Annotated in this window: 14 protein-coding genes; 4 read left to right on the forward strand and 10 right to left on the reverse strand. The window is 72.1% G+C overall.

Annotation, left to right across the window (positions count from 1 at the left end):
• Nucleotides 1-25: 25 nt before the first annotated feature.
• Entirely contained in the window at nt 26-934 is a 909-nt protein-coding gene (locus RBH18_RS09790) for an alpha/beta fold hydrolase (protein ID WP_306205980.1), read from the forward strand.
• A 137-nt stretch (nt 935-1,071) separates the two neighbouring features.
• On the opposite strand, the gene RBH18_RS09795 is transcribed toward RBH18_RS09790, so the two are convergent.
• The 3 genes from RBH18_RS09795 to RBH18_RS09805 are packed head-to-tail and all read right to left on the reverse strand — an operon-like array spanning nt 1,072 to nt 4,819.
• A complete protein-coding gene (locus RBH18_RS09795; protein WP_306205982.1) occupies nt 1,072-1,737 on the reverse strand; it encodes a hypothetical protein in 666 nt (221 codons plus the stop codon).
• Nucleotides 1,734-3,137, reverse strand: coding sequence for a type VII secretion protein EccE (gene eccE, locus RBH18_RS09800; RefSeq protein ID WP_306205984.1), 1,404 nt, complete (start codon nt 3,135-3,137; stop codon nt 1,734-1,736). Before eccE ends, RBH18_RS09795 begins: the two co-directional genes overlap by 4 nt.
• A complete protein-coding gene (locus RBH18_RS09805) occupies nt 3,134-4,819 on the reverse strand; it encodes a right-handed parallel beta-helix repeat-containing protein (protein WP_306205986.1) in 1,686 nt (561 codons plus the stop codon). The genes eccE and RBH18_RS09805 overlap by 4 nt, the downstream gene beginning before the upstream one ends.
• A 108-nt stretch (nt 4,820-4,927) precedes the next feature.
• On the opposite strand from RBH18_RS09805, the gene RBH18_RS09810 reads away from it, so the two are divergent.
• Both RBH18_RS09810 and RBH18_RS09815 read left to right on the forward strand, forming a co-directional pair.
• A complete protein-coding gene (locus tag RBH18_RS09810; protein ID WP_306205988.1) occupies nt 4,928-5,734 on the forward strand; it encodes an SUKH-3 domain-containing protein in 807 nt (268 codons plus the stop codon).
• Complete coding sequence (locus RBH18_RS09815) at nt 5,731-6,810, forward strand: SseB family protein (RefSeq protein WP_306205989.1); 1,080 nt, start codon at nt 5,731-5,733, stop codon at nt 6,808-6,810. Before RBH18_RS09810 ends, RBH18_RS09815 begins: the two co-directional genes overlap by 4 nt.
• Here the strand turns inward: RBH18_RS09815 and RBH18_RS09820 are convergent.
• From RBH18_RS09820 to eccCa, 5 genes are all read right to left on the reverse strand, one after another.
• Nucleotides 6,774-7,814 carry a right-handed parallel beta-helix repeat-containing protein gene (locus RBH18_RS09820; protein ID WP_306205991.1) on the reverse strand — a complete coding sequence of 347 codons (1,041 nt, stop codon included), beginning with the start codon at nt 7,812-7,814 and terminating at the stop codon, nt 6,774-6,776. The genes RBH18_RS09815 and RBH18_RS09820 overlap by 37 nt on opposite strands.
• 89 nt (nt 7,815-7,903) lie before the next feature.
• Nucleotides 7,904-9,127: a S8 family serine peptidase gene (locus tag RBH18_RS09825; protein WP_306205993.1), complete on the reverse strand. Its 1,224-nt coding sequence runs from the start codon at nt 9,125-9,127 to the stop codon at nt 7,904-7,906.
• Between the two features lie 110 nt (nt 9,128-9,237).
• Complete coding sequence (locus RBH18_RS09830) at nt 9,238-10,974, reverse strand: WXG100-like domain-containing protein (RefSeq protein WP_306205995.1); 1,737 nt, start codon at nt 10,972-10,974, stop codon at nt 9,238-9,240.
• 15 nt (nt 10,975-10,989) lie between these two features.
• Nucleotides 10,990-11,634, reverse strand: a complete 645-nt coding sequence (locus RBH18_RS09835; protein ID WP_306205997.1) for a hypothetical protein — start codon at nt 11,632-11,634, stop codon at nt 10,990-10,992.
• A 116-nt stretch (nt 11,635-11,750) separates the two neighbouring features.
• The gene (eccCa, locus tag RBH18_RS09840) at nt 11,751-15,716 is read right to left on the reverse strand and encodes a type VII secretion protein EccCa (protein WP_306205999.1); all 3,966 of its coding nucleotides are present in this window, start codon (nt 15,714-15,716) and stop codon (nt 11,751-11,753) included.
• Nucleotides 15,717-15,831: 115 nt separating this feature from the next.
• On the opposite strand from eccCa, the gene eccD reads away from it, so the two are divergent.
• Nucleotides 15,832-17,214 (forward strand): type VII secretion integral membrane protein EccD, encoded by a 1,383-nt coding sequence (eccD, locus tag RBH18_RS09845; protein WP_306206001.1) that lies wholly within the window; start codon nt 15,832-15,834, stop codon nt 17,212-17,214.
• On the opposite strand, the gene RBH18_RS09850 is transcribed toward eccD, so the two are convergent.
• Both RBH18_RS09850 and RBH18_RS09855 read right to left on the reverse strand, forming a co-directional pair.
• Nucleotides 17,192-17,944: an SUKH-3 domain-containing protein gene (locus RBH18_RS09850; RefSeq protein WP_306206003.1), complete on the reverse strand. Its 753-nt coding sequence runs from the start codon at nt 17,942-17,944 to the stop codon at nt 17,192-17,194. The two genes, eccD and RBH18_RS09850, sit on opposite strands and share 23 nt — an antisense overlap.
• Nucleotides 17,945-17,957: 13 nt before the next feature.
• Nucleotides 17,958-18,698, reverse strand: a complete 741-nt coding sequence (locus RBH18_RS09855; protein WP_306206006.1) for an SUKH-3 domain-containing protein — start codon at nt 18,696-18,698, stop codon at nt 17,958-17,960.
• Nucleotides 18,699-18,735 lie beyond the last annotated feature (37 nt).

An 18,735-nucleotide genomic window follows, 5' to 3' on the forward strand; every position in this document is an offset into this window, starting at 1 on the left:
TTGATCCTCTACCGAGGAGGACGTGATGCGGGTCGTATTCGTGCACGGGGCGTGCGTCAGGGACGGGAGGTGGTGGTGGCATCCAGCCGCCGAGGTGCTGCGCGAACGCGGCATCGGCAGCGTGGCCCCGGCGCTGCCGAGCTGCGGCGAGGGCGAGCGGGCGGCGGGGCCGGACGGTCCCGGGCTCGCCGACGACGTCGCCGCGGTGCGAGCGGTCCTGGCGGGAAGCGACGAGCCGACCGTGGTCGTGGCGCACAGCTACGGCGGCATCGTCGCAGCCGAGGCGGCGGCCCGCCCTCAGCAAGCTGCCGATCCGACGGACGTCGCTCAGCAAGCTGCCGATCCAGTGGGCGGTGCTCAGCATGCTGCCGATCCGACGGGCGTCGCTCAGCATGCTGCTGGTCCGACGGGCGTCGCTCAGCAAGTTGCTGGTTCGGCGGGCGTCGCTGGGCTAGCTGCCGGTTCGGCGGGCGTCGCTGGGCAGTCGGCCCGTCTGGGGGGCGTGCAGCACCTGGTGCTGGTGTCGAGCTACCTGCCCGAGCCGGGCGAGTCGTTGTCGGCGTTCGGAGCGCAGGAGCCGCCGGCGTACCTGGACTTCGATCCGGTGGGCGGCACGTTCGGCGCCCGGCCCGAACTGTTCGCGGAGACCTTCGCCCAGGACTGCCCGCCGGAGCTCGTCCGCGGCGGCCAGGCCCGGCTGGCCCGGCAGACGCTGACCGTGACCCAGGAGCCGGTCCGGGCAGCCGCGTGGCGTGACGTGCCGACGACGTACGTGGTGTGCACCGAGGACCGGGGCACCCCGGCCGAGGCGCAACGGCGGTTCGCACGCCGCGCGGATCGGGTCGTCGAGCTTCGGGCGGGTCACCACCCGTTCCTGTCGCAGCCGCGCGCCGTCGCCGACATCATCAGCGGGCTGCCGGGTTTTGCGGGGTAAGCGCAACCACTCACGCACGTAGCCGTGCGGGCGGGGCCGTTCAGGGGCGCCCAGCGCCCCTGGCCCCGCCCGTGCGAGCCCTCGGCGGGAGCGACGATCTGCACCCCCCACCCAGCTACGACATCGTTCTTAATCTTTTAAGGCCTGGCAACCGACCCCAGAAGCGCCTGCTCGGTCGGCGTGCTGCTGAGCATGACCCACTGCAGGCGCGCGCGGCTGACCAGGCCGACCATCTCGCCGGGCAGCTGCGGCAGATAGGTCTGCGCCTGCCGGATGCCCAGCACTGAGGCGGCCATCGCGGCCTCGGCGGGGGTGAGGCGCTGGAGGACGACCACGTCGCTCTGCTGGAGCAGCGCCTCGTCCCAGGATGCGAGGTCGTCGCGGACGACGAGGGTGGCCTGCCACGGGCCGCCGGCGCTGGGCGGGGGGCCGACCGCGGCGCCGGCGTCGACGATGACCAGGTGGGGGGCGCCGAGGGTGGCGGCGATGGGCGGGGGGCTGTCGGGCGGGAGGAAGGCGGCCGTCTCGCGGCCGACGCCGCAGCGGCGCAGGAAGGCGTCCCAGACCTGCTCGCGGGCCGTCTGGATGAACAGCCGGGCGCCGATCGCCAGCGCGCGGAAGGCCAGCAGCTGGGCGCAGCCGACGCCGCCGATCACCAGCATGCGGGTGGGCGCGGGGCGGAACGGGCGCAGCGTGACAGGCTGCTTCTGGCGGTTGCGGCCGACGACGAGGCCGGCGCCGCCCGTGCGGAGGCCGCCGTCGTCGAACGCGGCGGCGCCCGCCGTGAAGGTCGCGCCGATCACAGGAAACCTCCCAGGGGCAGGGTCGCGGCGAGGCCGAGGACCTGTTCCCCGTCGTAGCGTTCGGTGCGGCCGCCGGCCGCCTGGACGGCGTCATCGAGCGCCTTGTCGCCGGCGGCCAGCACGCCGGGGTCCGGGGCGGCCAGGCGGAAGGCCACCTCGACCAGGATCGCCTCGTCCTCGGCGACGCGGGCCGGGTTGTGCGTCACGGCGAGGGACAGCACGCTGCCCACGGCCGGCAGCTTGAGCAGTATCTCCTCGGGCTGCCAGTCGCGCACCGGCCAGTGGACGACGCGGCGGCAGCTGTGCACGAACTCCTCGACCCAGGCGGCGCGCCAGGTCTCGCGGCCGGTGGGGCGGGCCTCGGGATCGGGCCGCTTGCCGGCGGACAGGCGCCCGAGATGCGACACCGCGCCGAGCAGGCCCTCGCGGTCGAGGATGCGGGCGGACACCTTGTCCATGCGCAGGTGGCGGCGGGCGCGCTTGACGGCGGAGAGCAGCGCGGGGCGCAATTCGGCATCCGCGTACGCGTCGGCGGTGCGCGCGGCCTGCAGCACGAGCCAGCTGCGGCGTTCCGCGGGGACCTCGCTGCCGGTCAGTTCCCGGTAGGAGCGCTCGACCACGCCGGGCCCGACCACGGGGGCCGGGGTGACGGACACGAGCAGTTGCGCGGTGATCGGGAACGCGTGCGCCTCGGCCAGCGGCAGCATTGCGACCGGCGACGGCAGGCGCACGGGCTCGCCGGCGAACAGCACCGTGTCCTCCGGGCCCAGCTCGAGCACCGCGCACAGCCCGCCGCGATGGGTGATCAGGGCGACCTGCCGGTCGTCGAGCTCCACGGAGTCGAGGGCCACGGTCGGCTCGGCGAAGCCCAGCAGGTCGAGCGCCGCGCCCTCGCCGGACGCCGGTGCCCGGTGCGAGCGGCCGCGGAAGCGCAGCCACACGCCGAACCAGCGGTAGAGCCAGCGGCCGCGGAAGCGGATCAGCGTCGGCGACACCAGCAGCAGCGCCACGACGGCGACGGCGATCGTGGTGACGAGATTGCCCAGGGTGTACGCCGCGAGGACCGCCGCCGCGGCGAGCTGCCACGCGAGGAGCTGGCCGAGGCTGAGCGCGCCGAGCCCGGTCTTGACGAGCCGGGGGTGGCCGGGCCTGGTGACGACGGCGGGCGGCGGGGGCTCCGCCGGGGCGGCGCCGGGGCGGAAGTCGTAGTCGGCCTGGGGTTGCGCGGCGGGGCGTGCGGCGGTGACCGTCTGCGCGCGGGCCTGCGCCTGCGCGGCGGCGGGGCGTGCCTGGCCGGCGTACGCGGGGAGGACGGGCTGCGGCGCGGCCTGGCCCTGGGCGGGTTGCGGCTGCGCGGCGGGCTGTCCATAGGGGAGCGCGCGGCCGTAGGGGTCGGTCATCGCGCACCTCCCGTGGCCGCGACGACGTCGGCCACCTCGACGGTCCGCAGCTCGTCGAAGCTGGGCCGGCGGCCGGACTGGCGCAGCCGTTGCGCCTGCGCCTTGCGCACGCCCTCGAACAGCTTGCGCGCCTCGCGGGCGTTGCCGAAATTCTGGTCCCGCTCGATCGTCGCGAAGTGCCGGTGCAGCACGTCGGTCACCTGGTCGGCGAGCAGGTACTCGTCGGCGGTGGCCATCCGGCTCACGATCGTCACCAGCTGCTCGGGGGAGTAGTTGCCGAACTCGATGGTCTTCGCGAACCTCGATGCCAGACCCGGGTTGGCGTCGAGGAAGTCGAGCATCTCGCCGGTGTAGCCGGCCGCGATCACGGCGATCTCGTCGCGGTGGTCCTCCATGAGCTTGACCAGCGTGTCGATGGCCTCCTGGCCGAAGTCGCCCCCGCCGCCGAGCGACCGGGACAGCGTGTAGGCCTCGTCGATGAAGAGCACGCCGCCGCGCGCCTTGTCGAAGGCGGCGGCCGTCTTCTCCGCGGTGTGGCCCAGGTACTGCCCGACCAGGTCGCGCCGCGAGACCTCCCGGAACGGGCCGCCGGGCAGCGCGCCGAGGGCGGCCAGCAGCTCGCCGTAGATCCGGGCCACGGTCGTCTTGCCGGTGCCGGGCGCCCCGGCGAAGATCAGGTGGTGGCTGACCGCGCTGACCGGCAGCCCGGAGGCGCGCCGCCACTCGTTGACCTGGATCTCGTCGATGAGCGCGCGCACCTCCTCCTTGACGCCCTCGAGGCCGACCATCGCCTCCAGCTCGCCGAGCAGCTCCTCGGTGCGGGCGGCGTCCTGCTGCACGGCCTGCGCCGCGGCCTCCGCCCCGAAGACCGCGCGCTTGCCGGACGCGCCCTCGACGATCGTCGGCGTCGCGCCCTCGAGGATCTCGACGGCCGGCAGTCCCGTGTTCTCGAAGGTGCACGCCTCGACACTGCCGCCGCAGCCCCGGCCGAACGAGACAGCCGGCCCGCGGGTGTCGTGGATCTTGCAGCGGAGGAGCGACGGGCTGCTCTGCTGCGCCACGGCCACCCCGGCGCCGGACGTCTGCGAGATGTCGCACGCCTCGATGACCGGCTTGCCGTACTGGTAGACGTAGATGCCCCGGCTCGCGCAGCGGGTGATCGTCGTGGTGCGGATCGTGGGCGCGGCCCCGATGCGCACGATGATGCCGTCCTCGGAGAGATCGGCGAACTCGCAGCCGTCGACGGTGCCGTCCGCCTCCTCGACCACCAGGCCGTAGCGGGCGCCGGTCACCTTGCAGCGGCTCAGGTCGAACTCCGCCCGCCCCCGGATCGACACGGCCGGCCCGTAGCCCGCGGTCAGCGTGCAGCCGCTCATCGACAGCCGCGTGTTGTCGGCGGTCACCACGGCCGCGTCGCCGGCCCGCAGGGTGAGGTCGCGCAGCTCCACCTTGCCGCCGGTGCAGGTCACCGTCGCGTACGCCGAGCTGGACACGTCGATCGTGACGGTCCCCGCGCCCTGGGCGGCGACGATCGTCACCTCCCGGTCGGTGATGAACAGCGCCTCGTAGTAGGTGCCGGGCGCGAGGGACACGACGGCGTCCTCGGCCACCGCGGCGAGCGCCTCGCCGATCGACGGATAGGCGCCGGGCTGACCGGGGGCGACGAGCAGGGTGCGTGGCATGGTTCCTCGTGGGCTGGGGTGGAACCCGACGATATCGCAGGTCGGCGGGTCCACGGGACCCCCGGCGGGGCCGCTACGCTGTCCTGCACACACGGGGAAGGGGTATCGGTGGCACACGAGCGGATGCTGCCGCTGGCGGCGGGTGCGCTCCTGGTCGGGGGCACGGTGCACACGCACACGTCGATCCGGGGCGACGGCACGCCGAATCTGCATCCGGTCCTGCGCCGCCTGATCGAGGAGCTGCCGGCCGGACAGCGGGAGCGGTTCGCGGGGTGGTGCGCGGAGACCGTACTCATCTCGGACCGGCTGCACGACGCGGGGGCGGATCTGTCGGCCATGGCGGCCCGCTCGCTGCTGTGGGGGGCCCAGGTGCAGGTCGTGCACGTACGCGAGGACGGGGACCCGGTGCAGGGTTCATCGTTGCCGCCGTGCCGCACGTGCGCCGCGGTGCTCGATCACTTCGGGATGGAGCTTCCCGAGCCCGGGGTGCGTACCGTCGACGCTCCTGCCTCTCGTGACGAAGCTCGCGCGAAACGCTGGGCGCTCGATCTGGCGGCCAGTCGCCACACCGTCGTGCCGGCGGCGATCGAGGCGTGGTCAGCTTTCGGCGGCCTGGCGCAGGCCGCGGGGGAGACGGGCGAGGAGGTCGCTCCCCGGTCGTTCGTGATCGACCCCCGCCGAGTACGCACCAGCGTGGCGACTCTCACGGCGCTCGGTGCCGCCGTCGGCACGCCGCTGACGCCGCTGGGCGAGGAGGGCGACGGCACCGGCATCCTGTCGATCGACGCCGGCGGCCGGGTGTTCGTGAGCGATCACACCGGCGACTGGTTCCTCGGCCCGACGGTCCAGGCGGCCCTGGACGCCCTGTCGCTGGGCCGGGCCGTCGACCGGGTCAAGGCGGACGGCACCTGGTGACCGACTGGGCGCCTGTCACCGCGACCGAGCGGGCCATGCTGGCGGCCGTCGCCGCCGACGACCCGGCCGCGCTGCTGGCCGCCCTGGTCACCGGGCCACTGCTGATGCCGGTCTCGCCGGCCGCCGCCGCGGGCCGGGAGCCGGCGGGATGGGCGACCGGGATGCTCGACGGTGTGACGCACGTCCTGGCCTTCACCTCACCGGAAGCGATCGCGGCCTGCCTCCCCGGCCGGCCGGTGACCTACCGCACCGACAGCGTGCCGTCCCTGGTGGCGAACTGGCCGGACCCCTCGTGGCGGCTCGCCGTCGACCTCGGCCTGCCGATCGGCCTGGTGCTCGGCGGCCACGACGTGGCCGCGTTGCCCGATCTGACCGTCCCGGGCGAGTCCGCGCTGCGCGCCGCGGTGGAAGCCCAGGACGAGAACGCCGTCACCGCCGCGATGCTGCGCGCGGAGCTGATCCTGCCCATCGGGCCGGACGCCCCGCCGACCCGGGACCTGGGCGACCCGGCATTCCCGTGGCCGCGCGTGCCGGAGGGCATCACCGTCTACACGTCCGAGGAGCGGATGCGACAGGCTGTCGGCGAGGCGGACTTCATCGCCGTCACCAGCCTGCAACTCACGACAAACTGGCCGGACGACACCGCCGCGCTGCTGCTCAACGCGGGGACGCCGCTGGCCGTGTCGATCGCCGGCCCGACCGTACGCGAGCTCGCCACCTGGTTCGGCGAGCTGCGCGCTGCCATGGCGCCGTCCGTCTCCCAGATCGTGATCCCGCCCCTGTATGTGTCCGCGTACCTGGACCACGGCTACGACCGGGCCACCGGCCAGGTGCACACGCCGGTGGCCGGCGAGACGCCGGTCGCGTTGTACGAGCGGCTCGGGCTGCTGGGGGAGGGATCGCCGTTCCAGCCGGACGATCGCTGGGCCGTGGTGCTGCGCTTCAACGGCCCGGCCCCGTCAGGCTCGTCCCTTGTCGTGCCGGACGGCGCCACGCTGCACCGGCTCACCGCGGAAGGCGACGACGTGCCGGTGGCCGTCTATTCCGCCGCCGAACGACGCTGGTCCCCGAGGTAACGAGCGACCGGTTTCGTGTTGTAGGCGGCAATCGCGGCCGCGGCTGCGGCTCCGGCCACGAGCGGACCCACCATTGTGGAGTTCCACTCGATCTTCCCCTGGATCAGCAGCGACACGATCGCCACCAGGCACAACCCGGCCGTGATGCCGGCCGCCTGCGGGAATCCGTTCTCCCGGGTGCCGAAATACACGAGCAGGGCCGAGACCACGTGCATGAGCGTGAAAGCCGCCGTGATCAGAGCAAAGAGCGTGAAGATGACGTACGTGAACACGACGCCGTCGCCGTCCGCATGCACCAGAATCCGGATGCACCCCACCGTGGCGGCGCCCCACAGAATCACGGCCGGAACCAGCAGAACCACGGCCGCATAGAGGGCGGGAGGCCGTTTGGTGCCGTCATCGGGGGCTGCCCCAGCCTTGCGCGGCCGGACCCGGTTGTTCTCCGCGTCGGCACAGTTGTCCACGATCGCCTTGGCGCCCGGCTCGTACGTGATCGACTGCAGCGTGACGTTGCTGAGCGTCGCGCGGCTGGTGCCGTTGAGCAGCACCGCGCCCGCAATCTGTCCGAAGTCGACCTGCCCGTCGGCCGAATCGGTGCGCACGCTCCCGGCGATGGTCGCGCGGCTGATGGCGTACGCCGTCCCGGTCACCGCCACCACCGCCTCCCCGGCGCCGAACAACGTGCAATTCTCCACCGTGAGCCGCCCGCCCTCGGCCGAGACCGCGGCACCGGTGCTCGCCTTGAGCGTGACATCCCGAACGGTGACCTGGGAATCCTTGCAAGTCACCGCGTTGTACGCCGAACTGCTCACGTCAATGACGACGGACCCGGGCCCCTGCTCCGCAACCAGGGTGACGCTCTTATCGGTGACAAAAAGCGCCTCGTAGTACGTCCCGGCAGCCAGCACCACCACGGCCCCCTCGTCACCGACCGCCGAGAGCGCGTCCCCAATCCTCTGATGAGCACCCTCCCGGCCGGGGGCGACGAGTAGCTGCTGGGTCATGGCTTTCATTCCTCTTCATCACGTTCGGAAGCAGACACACCGCGGGCCGCCCACCTGCAACGGTGAACGGCCCGGTCCGGTCTTTCGGTTCAAGCGCCCGGCGGACGCTGCCAAGCCTGATCATCGTCCGGCGCGCGCGGCGCGCGCGGCTGCTGCTGCGCGAAGGCCGGCTCCGGAGCCCTTTGGCGTCGCTTCTTCCGGGACCGCCGAACCAAGAGGAAGACGATGAGACCGATGAAGAGTGCGAGGCCGCCGCACAAGGCGATGACCTGTAGAACAAACGTGGTCCGTGACGTGCAGTTGTTGCAGCCCTCGTACTGTGCCGCCCCGTTCAGTTCGCCGGTCGCTGTAGGCGAGGGTGCCACCGCCGCCCGGACGTCGGGCTTGCCGGTGACAGCGCGCTTGATGTCGAGGATGCCCCAGCCGTATTCGAAGTCATTGCCCTTTGTCCCGGCGTCCTGGGTGGTCCACAGGATCTGCTCCGTCACTTTCGCGGATCTGAGATTGGGCTGCTGGGTGCGGATCAGGGCCAGGGTCCCGGAGACGATGGCTGTGGCATCGCTGGTGCCGGAACTCTCCTGATAGCGGCCATCGGGAGCTGCGGCGATGATGTCCTCACCGGGCGCCGCGATGTCGGTCACGTCGGAGGCACTGCTTTCCTCGGCCTTGGTGCCTTCACGGGTGATGCCCGTGACTCCGACAGTCCGGTAGTTAAAGGCCGGCCAGCCGCCGATGGAGTTCTTGTTGCCGGAGGATGCGACGATCAGAACGCCCTTGTTCCAGGCATCTTCGATCACCTTGTCCAGTTCGGCGTCGTACCCGCCGCTGATCGAGACATTGATGACGTCGGCGCCGTGGTCGAGCGCCCACCTGATGCCCGTGGCTATGGCTTCGACAGGAATCCGCTTCGACTTGGTCATGACGGTGACCGGCAGGATCTTAGCCTTGGGCGCGATGCCGAGCACGCCGGCCCGCCCGCCGCTGCCGTGACCGTGACCGGCGATCAGCGAGGCCATGGCTGTCCCGTGGCCTTGCCGGTCGACCTGTCCCTTGGCCTTCTCGTCGAAGACGTCCACACCCGGTAGAACGTTGCCCTGGAGATCCGGATGGTTCGGATCAACGCCGCTGTCGACGACAGCGACGGTGATGCCCTCGCCCTGGGTCACTTTGTGCACGGCGGCTACGTCGAGGCTGTCGAGCCACCATTGCTTGTCCCGAGTGGAGTCGGCGAAAGCCGGACCCGCCGGGACAACCAGGGCGGTAACCGCGGTGAGCGCGGTCGCCAGAAGCGTCCCCCATCGGACGGCACGCATGTCGAACAACCTCCCGGGACCGCGCGGCGGCCACCAGCTCGTCGGAACACCGGACAGCCGGCCACCTCGGGGGAGGTGACCGGCCGTTACCGGGTCATCTGCAGTTCTGCTCAGCTCTGGCCGAGGGAGCGGCCCTGCTCCTGAGGACGGTGGTCGGCGGGTGTCTCCACATTGCCGACTCCGGACTCGGTCACGAACAGCTCGTCGTCACCGTCGTAGGCCCATTCTCCGGTCTCCGCCGATTCCTCGCGGCGCTTGTCCCGCGGACCCGGCACCGCGGCCTGGCCCTGCCGGCCCCCCAGCGCGGCCCTGGGCCCCGTGGTGGGAGCCTTGGCTCCGGTTTGTGCACCGCGGCCGATCAGATTCGGCTTGGCGGCGCCCGGACGCGGCGGCTGCCCGGCTCGCGTGCCTCCCGGCTCCGTCAGACCCGGTGTCGCAGGACGTGCGCCCCGACCACCGAGCTGCGGCGTGCCGGGGCGGGCACCGGTTGGTCGAGCCCCCGGCTCACCCGGCATCGCCCCACGGTTGCCGCCGAGGTTCGGCGCCTGCGGGCTCCGGCCGACACCTGGTGCACCGGTGCGTGGAACTCCCGGGCGTGCGGCGCCGGTGCTTCCGGGCAGACGAGGGGTTCCGGGCTTCGGGCCAGGTGGCGTCCCGGGTGTGTTCGGCCGTGGCCCGAGGCCACCTGGGCCACGGGTGCCGGGCAGCGTGGGCTTGCCGGGTGCTGGTCCTCGAGCCGGCGGAGGTGTCGGGCGCCCGGCCCCCGGCAGGCTGGCCTTGTTCGGGACGGAAGGCCGGGCCGGCGCCGGTCCACCAACCGGAGGCAGGCCCGGAGTGACCGGCGGTGCGGGCGCGGGTCCCGCAGGCGGCGGCGTCGGAGCGGGCGCCGGAGTAGCTACAGGAGGTGCGGCCGGCGGTGCGGCCCCGCCCGCGAGATCGAGGCCGGGCGGCGGCGCGGGTGCCGCCGGAGGCGCTCCGGGTGGAGGAGTCGCCGGGCCCGTCGCGGGCGGCGTCAGCTCGGGCGTGGTCGGCGCGGGACCTGCCGTAGGCGTCGTGGGAGCGGTCGGTGCGTTTCCCGGCCCACCGGTCCCGGGTGCAGCCGGCGCCGAACCGCCCAGTCGAGGCGCACCTGGTGCTCCTGGCGCACCGGGGCCCCCGGGCCGTGGTGGGGTGGGCACGTTGGTCACTGCGGCATCGATCGGACCCTGGTACGTCGAACCGCGGCCGAGCTTCTCGAAATAAGCGTCCATGAACGTGTCGGCCAGCGGCTTCACCACGGCGAGAGCCCCGGCCTTCGCGCCATCGCGCACCTCGTTGAAGCTCTGCGGATTGTCGCCGAAGGGATTGATCTTGCCGAGGAGGGACTCTTCGTCCCGCTTCTTCTGCTCCGCGGCCTGGTCGGCGAGGTAGTTCTCGTAGATGGTCTTCATCTCGCGCTGGGTCTGGGCAATCTTCGCCCCGACCTGCTCGAGGCCGCTGGCATTGTTGTCCGCGACCTGCTGCCACTCGTCGAGCGAGTAGAGCGCGGCGCCGACCTTCTGCATGAAGACCTTGCCGGCGTCGGAATTCCACTGCGCGGCCATGGCGTCCGCGTGTCGCTGCAGGTTCAGCTTGGTCGCGGAGAGCAGCGTGCTCGCGCGTCGCCACATCGCCGCGAGGGCGAAGGCACGCTCATCGCTCTCCTTGCGGACCATCTCCCAAAGCTCGTCAATGCTTTTGCTGTCCCAATTGGTCGCCTGGTAGGGAGTCGGGGTCCCGGACGTGGGCGGATAGTCGTCGGCCGCGGCTACGTAGCCGGGGATGTACGGCTTGCTGTAGCCGTAGTACTGGTCGGACTGGTCAGGCATGTCTCAATCCCCCCTTCAGGACCGGTAGTCGGCACTATTCGAGACGTCCAAGGACGGATCGTTCACGCCCTCGTCGTCACCGAAGACGGTGTACTCGCCCTTTTCCCCCTCGGCCACCACCTGCTCACCGTAAGGATCGAAGGCCGGGTTCTGGCCGTCGGCCGCCTTGTGCTCGCCGCCGAAGTAATCGCCGGGGTTCTGAGCCTCAGGAGGGATTTCGCCCTCGCCCTGCTGTTCTTCCTGAGCCTGCTCCTGGAGTGTGCTGAGCGACCGGGTGCCGTCCGCCGGGTTGAACACGTTGACCACGTCGCTGATGTCCGCCGCGTTCGTGGCGTCACCGGTCTCGTATTCGGCGGCGATGTTGGCGGCCGCCAGGTGCAGAGCGATGAGACCCTGATGAACGTCCTGCAGCATCTTGGCCAAGGCGTCGCGGCTGTGGTCGTGCTGGCCCTTGAAGAACTTGGCTTCTTCCATGCCGCCGGTGCCGAAGGGCGCGGCGACCTGGAGCATGGGCATGATGCCCTGCTGGAAGCTGGGGCCGAAGTTGTCGTTGACCTCGGCCTCGATGGCCTTGGCGAAGTCGCGCAGGCTCTGAACGTCGACCTCGATGTTGCCGTTCGCCAGCCATCCTGGGCTGGCGACGCTGTCGTCGTCCAACATGGTGTACCTCCCCCGTTTCCTTGCTTCCGCCGATCGGCGCCCGGGGCGCTGTATCGACGTTCTTTACCACTTTCGCCCAGGCCAGGGTGGCTGTGCAACCCCGCGGACGTGCGACGTTACGTGCGTTGCGGCAGGTCGAGCAACTGGACGAGCCTGGTGCCTCCACGGCGAGTGACGAGCCAGCCACGGCCTGGCGGGAGGGGGCCCGGGCGGACCGTGCCGAGGAGGACGCCCTCGTCTCGGTCGCCGCTCATGACGATGCCCGGGGTGCTCAGTTCGCGCAGGCGCATGAGGAGGGGCTCGTAGAGGGCTCGGCTGGCCCCGCCGGAACGCCGGGCGATGATCAGGTGGAGGCCGACGTCCTGGCCCTGGGTCACGTACGGGAGCAGGGGTGTCAGGGGGTTGCTGCTGCCGCCCGCGACCAGGTCGTAGTCGTCGACCAGGATGTAGAGCTCGGGGCCCTTCCACCAGCTTCGGGTGCGCAGCTGGTCCTGGGTGGTGTTCTCGTTGGGCAGGCGGTCCTGCATCACGGTGGCGATCTCGTTGATGATGCCCTCGGTGACCTGCTGCGACGAGCCGTACCCGATGAGGTGCGGGGTTTCGATGTGGCCGAGCAAGCTGCGGCGGTAGTCGACGATGACCAGCCGGGCCTGGGTGAGATCGTTGCGCTCGACGATGCTGCTGGCCAGGGCGCGCAGGAAGGTGCTCTTGCCCGACTCGCCCTCGCCGAAGAGCAGGAAGTGCGGCTCGGACTTGAAGTCGACGTGGACGGGCTGCAGGTCGATCTCGGCGATGCCGATGGGCAGGCCGGGGGCGCCGGTCTCGGGCAGGCTGCCGTACGGGACGTTGGGCGGGAGCAGCCGGATCGGCGGCGCGCCCGGGCCCTGCCACGCGTTGGCGAGGTCGCTGATCAGCTTGCGGGAGCCCTCGGGCAGCTGCTCGGGGTCGGAGATGCCGCCGGCCCGGGGCAGCGCGGCGAGGAACTGCATGCCGTCGGGGGTGATGCCGCGGCCCGGGGACTTCTCGGGCACGTTGATCGCGGCGCGCCGGTCGAGCAGCGAGTCGCTCGGGTCGGCGAGCCACAGCTCGAGGCGGGTGCCGAAGGTGTCGCGCACGGCCGGGCGTACGTCCATCCAGCGCGCCGCCGACACGAGCAGGTGCACGCCGAAGGACAGGCCGCGGTTGGCGATGTCGACGATGGCCGGCTCGAGGTCCTCGAAGCCGGTCCGCACGCCCGCCCAGTTGTCGATGACGAGGAACACGTCGCCGAACGGGTCGTCCTGGTGCTCGCCCAGCCGGCGGGCGCGGCGGTAGTCGGCCATCGACTCGACGCCGAGCGCGGCGAAGCGGCGTTCCCGCTGCATCATCAGCAGTTGCAGCTCGGCGATCGTGCGCCGGACCTGCCCCGCGTCCAGGCGCGTCGCGACGCCACCGACGTGCGGAAGGTCACGCAGCGAGGCGAGCGCGCCGCTGCCGAGGTCGAGGGCGTAGATCTGCGCCTCACGCGGGGTGTGGGTCAGGGCCAGCGACATGACGGCCGTACGCAAGGCAGTGCTCTTGCCGCTCTGCGGGCCACCCACGATGATCGCGTGTCCCGCCGCGCCGGCGAGGTCGAGCCACAGCACGTCGCGGCGCTGCTCGAACGGCTTGTCGACGATGCCGGCCGCGGCCTGGAGCTGGCCCTGCAGCGCCGGGTCGGAGACGGTGACGCCGCGGTTGGGATCCGAGGCGAGCGGGGGCAGCAGCTGGTCGAGGGTCGGCGCCTCCTTGAGCGGCGGTAGCCAGACCTGGTGAGCCGGCTCACCCCGGCCGGCGAGCCGGGCGACGAGGATGTCGAGCACGCTCTCGCCCATGACGTCGGGCGCGGGCTCTTCCTCGGCGGCGGGCTTCTCGACCGGCAGGCGCGCGGGCACGTACGCGGTCCCGTACTCCTGGACCCGGTCGTCGGTGTCCCCGGCCGCGACGGCCTCGGCGGTCTTGCTGCGGTAGGCCCCCGACACGTACGCCGCCTTGAACCGCACCAACGGCTCGGTGCCGAACCGCAGATAGCCGTGCCCGGGCGCGCGCGGCAGCTCGTACGCGTCCGTGGCACCCAGCACGACCCGGCTCTCCATGGCCGAGAACGTCCGCAGACCGATCCTGTACGACAGGTGCGTGTCCAGCCCCCGCAGACGTCCCTCCTCGAGCCGCTGAGAAGCCAGCAGCAGGTGTACGCCCAACGACCGCCCGACCCGTCCGATCTGGACGAACATGTCGATGAAGTCGGGTTTGGCCGTCAGCAGCTCGGAGAACTCGTCACAGATGATGAGCAGGCTCGGCAGCGCGGCCAGCGGAGCACCGGCGGCCCGCGCCTTCTCGTAGTCCCGCTGCGACGCGTAGTTACCGGCAGCGCGCAGCAGCTCCTGGCGCCGCACCAGCTCGCCGTTGATCGAGTCGCTCATGCGGTCGACCAGCGGAAGCTCGTCCGAGAGGTTCGTGATGACCGCGCTGGTGTGCGGCAGCCGGTCGAGCCGGGTGAACGTGGCGCCACCCTTGAAGTCGACCAGGACGAAGTTGAGCGACTCGGACGAATGGGTCGCCGCGAGCGCCAGCACCAGGGTGCGCAGCAGCTCGGACTTGCCGGAACCGGTCGCGCCGATGAGCAGACCGTGCGGCCCCATGCCGTCCTGCGCCGACTCCTTGAGGTCCAGCTCCAGGGGACTGCCGTCGGCGGCGACCCCCAGCGGTACGCGCAGCCGGTCCCGGTTCGGCCGCGGCGTCCAGGCCCGGTCGGCGTCGAACTCGTACGGGTCGCCCAGCTCCAGCAGCTCCACGAGCCCCTGCTCGCTCCCGAGCGGACTCGCCGACCCGCGCGACGCCACCGACAGTCGCAGCGGCGCGAGCTGCATGGCCAGCGTCTCCATCTCGGGGATGCCACAGGCGTCCGCCTTGCCGATGGGGGCGCGGCCGTCGTACGTGGTGCTGTGCATCTCCCCGTCGGCGGCCACCTCGAGCACCAGCCGGGCCCGGTCGAGCACCCGCGGCGGCGGCTGCGACAGGTCGATGATCGTGACGCCCTCGACGCCGCCCTCGGTCATCAGGTGGTCGGAGCCCGCGGTGTCGCCGCCGTCGATGATGACGACCACGTGCGGGCCGTCGACCGACGTCTCGCCGCCGGACGGGTTGAAGCGCGGCCGGCTGCCGAGCACGTCCTCGAGCATGGCGTCCAGGCCGGCGACGGTCGGGGCGACCATGCGCAACTGGCCGAGCGCGTCGGATTTCACCGGGTGCAGCGCGTGCGGGAGCCACTTGACCCACTCCCAGTCCGCGCGCCGCTCCGGAGAGGCGGCGACGGCGACGAGCATGTCGTCCGGCGCGTGGAACGCCGTCGCCTGCGCGATCAGGGCCCGCACCAGCGCGCGGCCGGCGTCGGCGTCACCGCGGACGTGCACGCGGGCGAACCCGTTCAGGGCCATGGTCACGGGCAGGTCGGGCACCTGGGCGTACGTGGTCACGAAGCGACGCAGCGCGAGCGCGCACATCGGCTCCATCTTCTCCAGCGTGGTGTTCGCCGGCGGGACCAGCGGCGTGGCCAGGTCCTGCGGGCCCAGCCCGAGCCGCACGGTCGCGAAGTCGGCGTCGCCGCGGCGGCGCTCCCAGAGGCGCGGGCCGACCGGCAGCGACCACAGCACGTCCGGATCGGGGTGCCGGTAGAGCGCGGCCTCTCGCTGCGCGCGGATGGTCTTGAGCACCTTCTTGCGCTGCCGCGACAGGTGCTGCATGTACTCCCGGCGCTGCTGCAGCATCTCCTGCTTGCTCGGCCCGCCGCCGGACTGGAACTGCGACGCCATCATGCCGACCGCCGACAGCCCGAACAGGCCGCCGGTGATGTAGCGCATCGTCGCGCCGGAACCGGTGGACTGGCCGGCGAACATCAGCGCCATCGCCATCGAGCCGCCGAGCATCGGCAGCGTCATCATCATCTGGCCCCAGCCCCGGCCGGACGGCGGCGGCACCTCGGGCGGCGCGTCCAGCAAGATCTCGCCGGACGGGTATTGCGGCTCCGGCCGGCGTGCCGGACGCCTCACCACCACCGTGCCCACGCTGACGCCTCCCCGTTGTCGCTGGCCGGGGCCCCCGGCCTGGGCCCATGGTAGGTAACCTCATCCCCGCTAGGACACCCGCGGGCCGTTGGCCCGACCGGCACGAGGGAGCGACGTGGTCACCCAGGCAGGAACCGGACTGGCGCGCATCGCCCTGATGGCGCCCAAGCGCCGGATCGATCTCGCACTGCCCGAGCACCTGCCGCTGGTCGGGCTGCTCCCCGCCGTCCTGCGCCAGTCGGACGAGGAGCCCACCGACGGCACCGGGCACGGGGGCTGGGCCCTGCGCCGGGCCGACGGCACGATGCTCGACCTCGCACGCACCCTCGCAGCACAGCACGTGCGCGACGGTGAGATGGTTCACCTGGTTCCGCGCCGCGCCGAGTGGCCCGAGCTCATGTACGACGACCTGACCGAGGCCGTCGCCGCCGGAGCCCGCCTGCGCGGCCGCGCCTGGACCCCCGGCGCCACCCGCCTCACCGGCCTCGTCGCCGCGGTGATCCTGCTCGCCCTCGGCCTGGTCGCCATCCTCTCGGCCGCGAGCCTCGGCTGGATCGGCGGAGCGGCCGCCCTGGTCGTCGCGGTGGTCCTGCTGGGCGCGGGCGTCCTGCTCTCCCGCGCGGTCGGCGACTCGGTCGCGGGCGCCGTCGTGGCCGGCCTCGGCCTCCCGTACGCGCTGGTCGGCGGCGCGATGATCCTCTCGTACGGCGAACCGCTGAGCGAGTACGGCGCCCCGCACGTCCTCCTCTGCTCGGTCACCCTCCTCGCCGCGGGCGTCCTGGGCATGCTCGGCGTCGGCGACGGCAGCCGGGTGTTCGTGGCCGCGATCTGGTCAGGCCTGCTCGGGGCGATCGCGGGCGGACTGGCGTACGGGCCGCTGGACGCCCCGGGCGCGGCCGCCGTGGTCGTCGCGCTGTGCGTGCTCCTGCTGCCCGCGATGCCGGCCCTCGCCGTCCGCATGGGCAAGGTCCCGATGCCCGTCCTGCCCCGCACGGCCGCCGACCTGGTCCGCGACGACGAGCAACCGGCCCGCGAACGCGTCTACCAGGCCACCGCCCGCGCCGACGAGGTCCTCACCGGCATGATCTTCGGCGCCGCGGTCGTCAGCATCGCCGCCCTGGTCGCCCTCGCCCGGGCCGGCACGGTCGCCACCCTGATCCTCAGCGGCGTGGTCACCCTCGCCTGCCTGCTGCGCGCCCGCCTGGTCCCCACCGTCCGCCACCGCATCCCCCTGCTCTGCACCGGCTTCGCGGGCGTCGTCCTCCTTTCCCTGTACGCCCTGACCGACCCCCTCTGGCGAGTCGCCGTCCTCGTGCCCGTGGTCCTCGTCGCCGGCGCCTTCGCCATCGGCGCCGGCCGCACCTACAGCCGCCGCCAGCCCTCCCCCCGCCTGGCCCGCCTCGGCGACGTGGCGGACATCGTGCTGCAGCTCGCCGTGGTGCCGGTGGCCTGCAGCGTGCTCGGCCTCTACGCCTTCATGCGAGGTCTCGCCGGCTGACCGCGAAGCCGTCCGTCGCCGGCGGAAGATTGACCACCCGGCACAGCGTGATCAGCGCCTCGTCGATGCTGTGGCCGAGGAAGAAGTCCTCCGCCCAGTGCAGGAGGAAGACCCGTCCGAGCCGGTCCATGACCAGTTCGGAAGGGCCGTTCTCGTGAAAGGCGAGCGGAAAGCCAGGGCCGGCGTAGGTCGCCTCGTCCTCGTACTCCTCCGCGAAGCCGGAAGCCCGCATGGTCGCCAACCGCTCGGCCGCCGGATAGAACAAGGCCCGATGCCGATCCACCAGGGACGAGACAATCAGCCCCCCGAACTCGTCGAGCGCCGCGCGGGCAGCGTCCGAGATCGGGAATTCCCGTAAGAACTTCGCATGACGCTCGAGCCAGGCGTCGATGGTGTCGCTGACGTTGCGTCCGGGGTGCCAGCCGGCCTTGGCCAGGATCAGGTGTACGTCGGGTGGGAAACGATCGGCTTCGGCGTGGGCGGCGGTGTATTGCTCGGCGATGGCTGAGGGGGAGATGGAGGGCCAGCGGCTGATGTCGCCGGTTTCGCGGTCGACGACGATCTGGGGGCCGCCGGTCGAGGTCGGGGGGCTGCCGGGGGCGACGGGTTCGGGGGTGCGCCAGGCGACCCAGCCGAGGTCGAACTCGTACAGGCTGATCTCCTGCGGCTCGTCGAAGCCGGCAGAAAGGCGGGCCTGGGCCAGGTCGTGCGCTTGGTCACGGGTGATCATGTCGCGATCGTTCCTATTCCGCCGGCGCGAAGCCGGCCGTTGAGGGCGGATACTCCCTTGCCCGGCACAGCGTGATCAGCGCCTCGTCGATGCCGTGGCCGAGGAAGAAGTCGCGGGCCCAGTGCAGCATGAACACCCGGCCCCGCGGATCCATGACGATCTCGCACGGCCCGTTCTCGTTGTACCCGATGGGAAAGGGAACCCCTGCGTAGGTTTCCTCGTCGTCGTATTCTTCGGCGAACCCGGCAACCCGCCCGGTCCGTACGCCGTTGGGCACCGGATAGAACAGGGTGCGGTAACGGCCCTCCCCGGGCACGACGACGAGTCCACCGAACTCGTCCAGCGCCGCCCGGGCGGCATCCGACTCGGGATACTCGCGCAGGGCGTCAGCCTCCCTGCCGCGCCACTCCGCCATGGTGTCGCTGACGTCGCGTCCGGGGTGCCAGCCGGCCTTGCTGAGGATGGCGTGGACGTCGGGTGGGAAGCGGTCGGCTTCGGCGTGGGCGGCGGTGTATTGCTCGGCGATGGCTGATGCGGAGATGGACGGCCAGCGGCTGATGTCGCCGGTTTCGCGGTCGACGACGATCTGGGGGCCGCCGGTCGAGGTGGGTGGTGCGTCCGGGGCGACGGGTTCGGGGGTGCGCCAGGCGACCCAGCCGAGGTCGAAGTCGTACAGGCTGATCTCCTGCGGCTCGTCGAAGCCGGCGGAGAGGTGGGTCTGGGCCAGCTGCTGGGCCTGGTCACGGGTGATCATGCCGAGTTCCTTCCTGGGCGGGCGTCGCGGACCCGAC

The organism is Actinoplanes oryzae, assembly GCF_030757795.1.
In the GTDB taxonomy this organism is placed as follows: domain Bacteria; phylum Actinomycetota; class Actinomycetes; order Mycobacteriales; family Micromonosporaceae; genus Actinoplanes.

Excerpts from the sequence above, each read along its gene's own strand:
- RBH18_RS09855 (WP_306206006.1), bottom strand. The coding sequence starts at position 18,698 with ATGATCACCCGTGACCAGGCCCAGCAGCTGGCCCAGACCCACCTCTCC.
- RBH18_RS09830 (WP_306205995.1), bottom strand. The coding sequence starts at position 10,974 with ATGCCTGACCAGTCCGACCAGTACTACGGCTACAGCAAGCCGTACATC.
- RBH18_RS09790 (WP_306205980.1), top strand. The coding sequence starts at position 26 with ATGCGGGTCGTATTCGTGCACGGGGCGTGCGTCAGGGACGGGAGGTGG.
- RBH18_RS09835 (WP_306205997.1), bottom strand. The coding sequence starts at position 11,634 with ATGTTGGACGACGACAGCGTCGCCAGCCCAGGATGGCTGGCGAACGGC.
- eccE (WP_306205984.1), bottom strand. The coding sequence starts at position 3,137 with ATGACCGACCCCTACGGCCGCGCGCTCCCCTATGGACAGCCCGCCGCG.
- RBH18_RS09820 (WP_306205991.1), bottom strand. The coding sequence starts at position 7,814 with ATGACCCAGCAGCTACTCGTCGCCCCCGGCCGGGAGGGTGCTCATCAG.
- RBH18_RS09825 (WP_306205993.1), bottom strand. The coding sequence starts at position 9,127 with ATGCGTGCCGTCCGATGGGGGACGCTTCTGGCGACCGCGCTCACCGCG.
- RBH18_RS09850 (WP_306206003.1), bottom strand. The coding sequence starts at position 17,944 with ATGATCACCCGTGACCAAGCGCACGACCTGGCCCAGGCCCGCCTTTCT.
- RBH18_RS09805 (WP_306205986.1), bottom strand. The coding sequence starts at position 4,819 with ATGCCACGCACCCTGCTCGTCGCCCCCGGTCAGCCCGGCGCCTATCCG.